The organism is Pseudomonas sp. 01L34 (genome assembly GCF_056400265.1).
Genome location: NZ_JBFTSX010000042.1, coordinates 1 through 602 on the forward strand (window position 1 = coordinate 1; position 602 = coordinate 602).

At 63.7% G+C, this 602-nt stretch carries 1 protein-coding gene; it reads right to left on the reverse strand.

The features are described from left to right. Positions 1–602, reverse strand: a 602-nt coding sequence (locus AC1DQM_RS29890) for an Ig-like domain-containing protein (protein WP_477747269.1), incomplete at both ends; no start/stop codon positions are given.

The window sequence follows — 602 nt, forward strand, 5'->3', positions numbered from 1 at the left end:
ACCCTGTGCCAGATGGTCGAAGTCGCTGCCGGGGGTGAATACCAGCTGATTGGCGACCACGCTGGCCGAGCCTTGGCCGAGCGGGGCGCTGGCGCTGTTCAGGGTGAACAGATGACCGTCATCGACGTCGGTGTCGTTGGCCAGCACGTCGATGGTCAGGGATTGGTTTTCCGTGCCAGCGGCGACATCGGCCATCGCGACTGGACCGTCGTTGGTGCCGGTGATAGTGACATCCACGGTGGAACTCGAGAGCGCGCCGTGTTCGTCCTGCATGGTGTAGCTGAGTGTCACGTGCGCGACCGCGCCTTGCGCCAGATGATCAAAGTCGCTGCCAGGATTGAACAGCAACTGGTTGGCGACCACGCTGGCGGTGCCTTGGCCGAGCGGGGCGCTGGCGCTGTTCAGGGTGAACAGATGACCGTCRTCGACGTCGGTGTCGTTGGCCAGCACGTCGATGGTCAGGGATTGGTTTTCCGTGCCAGCGGCGACATCGGCCACCGCGATCGGGCCGTCGTTGGTGCCGGTGATAGTCACGTCCACCGTACTAGACGAAAGCGCGCCGTGTTCGTCCTGCATGGTGTAGCTGAGCGTCACGTGCGCGA